Genomic DNA, 2,607 nt, shown 5'->3' on the forward strand with positions numbered 1-2,607 from the left:
TGAAGAGATCAATGGTGTCTCGGTGGAAGGGGGGAGGGTCAAAATTCCCATGACCATCGCCCCACCTTCGAACTGACACTCTCAGAGAGCATGACGCTAACGTCAACGTCATCTTCCCAATTCCGAACCGCCGCTCTATGGTCGCGACGCACGCGATACGCTGTAAGCGGAAGCGCCAGGGAGCCTTGTGATGAACCTCGATTTCTCGCCCGAAGATAACGCTTTCCGGGCGGAGGCCAGGGCTTTCCTGGCCGACAACTATCCCAAGGCCCTGCGCGAAAAGCAGGAACGCGGCGAGACCCTGGGCAAGGAGGACTACCTCTCCTGGCACCGCGTCCTGGCCAAGAAGGGCTGGTCCGCCCCGTCGTGGCCCAAGGAATGGGGCGGCACCGAGTGGACCCCCACCCAGAAGTACATCTGGTCCGAGGAACAGGCCCGCGCCGATACCTTGGGCATCCTGCCTTTCGGCGTCGCGGTGCTGGCGCCGGTGATCTACACCTTCGGCACCGAGGAGCAGAAGCAGCGGTTCCTGCCGGGCATCTACAACGGCGATGTCTGGTGGTGTCAGGGCTATTCCGAGCCGGGCGCCGGCTCCGACCTGGCCTCCCTGAAGACCCGCGCCGAGCGCGTGACCGAGGACGGTAAGGACTATTACATCGTCAACGGCCAAAAGACGTGGACGACGCTGGGCCAATACGCCGACTGGGGCTTCTTCCTGGTCCGCACCGACCCGGATTCCAAGCCGCAGGCCGGTATCTCCTTCCTGCTGATCGACATGAAGAGCCCGGGCGTCACCGTGCGCCCGATCATCACCCTGGAGGGCGGTCACGAGGTCAACGACGTGTTCCTCGACAACGTGAAGGTCCCCGTCGAGAACCGCATCTTCCACGAGAACCAGGGCTGGACCTGCGCCAAGGCGCTGCTGGCCCACGAGCGCTCGGGCATCGCCGGCGTGGCGCGCTCGAAGCGCGGGCTGGAGAAGCTGCGGACCATGGCCAAGACCGAGCGGTCCGACGCCGGCGGTGCGCTCCTGGGCGATGCTTTTTTCCGCCGCAAGGTGGTGGAACTGGAGATCGACCTGACGGCCCTGGAGTTCACTGAACTGCGCACCCTGGCCGGTGAAAGCAGCGGCAAGGGCCCCGGCCCGGAAAGCTCGATCCTGAAGATCAAGGGCACCGAGATCCAGCAGCGCCTGCAGGAGCTGGCCCTGGAGGCGGTGGGCCACTACGGCGCACCGTTCCTGCGCGACATGGGCGGGCACAACGCCCAGGTGGGCCCCGACTACGCTGAGGGTCTAGCCGGCGACATGTTCAACGGCCGCAAGACCTCGATCTACGGCGGGTCCAACGAAATCCAGCGCAATATCATCGCCAAGATGGTGCTGGGTCTCTGATGCGGCTTGCGGGGCTGGTCGCCGCCGCGGCGCTGGCCGCGGCCGGCGCATCCGCGGCCGAACCGCCGCGGGTCGTGACGACCTTTCCGGCGGCGGGCGCGAAGATCCCGCCCTCGTTGGCGGAACTGGCCGTGACCTACGACCGCGCGATGGCGACAAGCTGGTCATTCACAACCGGCGGCGAGAAGGCGTTCCCATCGGTGGAAGGCCCGCCCACGCTGTCCGACGATCGCCGCACGATCACGCTGCCCGTGCGGCTGACGCCAAACTCAAGCTATGTGGTCTGGCTGAATTCCGGGCGCTACAACAACTTCCGCGATGAGCAGGGCCAGCCCGCCCAGCCATACCGGCTGGCCTTCACCACAACCGATTGATCCGACCGTCAGGGACCTTCAGATGGACTTCAGCTTCACCGAAGAACAGTCGATGCTGCGCGACACGGTCGCCAGCTATCTGGCCGACACCTATTCCTTCGACCAGCGCCGCGCGGCGCTTGGCAAGGAGCCGGGCTGGAGCCCCGGGGCCTGGAAGGCCTTCGCCGAGGACCTGGGCATCCTGGGGGCGCCGTTCTCCGAGGAGCAGGGCGGCCTGGGCGGCGGGCCGATCGAAAACATGATCGTCATGGAGGAATTCGGCAAAGCCCTGGTGGTCGAGCCCTACCTGGGCACCGTGGTCATCGGCGGCGGGTTCCTGAAGCATTCCGGCCACCCGAACGCCGCCGAACTTATTGGCCAGATCATCGCCGGCGACGCCATCTTCGCCTTCGCCTACGCCGAGCCCCAGGGCCGCTACAACCTGGCGGACCTGGCCACCACGGCCAAGAAGGACGGCGCGGGCTACGTGCTGAACGGCCACAAGGCGGTGGTCATCGGCGCCCCCTACGCCACCCACCTGATCGTCACCGCGCGCACGGGCGGCGGCCAGCGCGACGGCCAGGGGATCTCGGTGTTCATCGTGCCCAAGGACGCCGCAGGCGTGACCACCCGGGACTATCCCACCGTGGACGGCTTCCGCGCATCCGAGGTCTATCTGGAGAACGTCAAGGTCGGCGCGGACGCCCTGGTGGGTCCCGAGGGCCAGGCTCTGCCGCTGATCGAGAAGGTGGTGGACGAGGCGATCGCCGCCACCTGCGCCGAGGCCTGCGGCGTGCTGCGCAAGCTGCACGAAGGCACCTTGGAGTACACCAAGCAGCGCAAGCAGTTCGGCCAGCCGAT

At 66.5% G+C, this 2,607-nt stretch carries 3 protein-coding genes; all 3 read left to right on the forward strand.

Annotated elements, in window-relative coordinates; all coding sequences use genetic code 11:
• The first annotated feature begins 190 nt into the window (after positions 1-190).
• On the forward strand, positions 191-1,393 hold the full coding sequence (locus ACLL81_RS13685; RefSeq protein WP_411288910.1) for an acyl-CoA dehydrogenase family protein: 1,203 nt from the start codon (positions 191-193) through the stop codon (positions 1,391-1,393).
• Entirely contained in the window at positions 1,393-1,767 is a 375-nt protein-coding gene (locus ACLL81_RS13690; RefSeq protein WP_411288911.1) for an Ig-like domain-containing protein, read from the forward strand. The genes ACLL81_RS13685 and ACLL81_RS13690 overlap by 1 nt, the downstream gene beginning before the upstream one ends.
• A 22-nt stretch (positions 1,768-1,789) precedes the next feature.
• A partial coding sequence (locus tag ACLL81_RS13695) for an acyl-CoA dehydrogenase family protein (RefSeq protein ID WP_411288912.1) occupies positions 1,790-2,607 on the forward strand: 818 nt, incomplete at its 3' end.

Source organism: Phenylobacterium sp., from assembly GCF_046590535.1.
Lineage (GTDB): Bacteria > Pseudomonadota > Alphaproteobacteria > Caulobacterales > Caulobacteraceae > Phenylobacterium.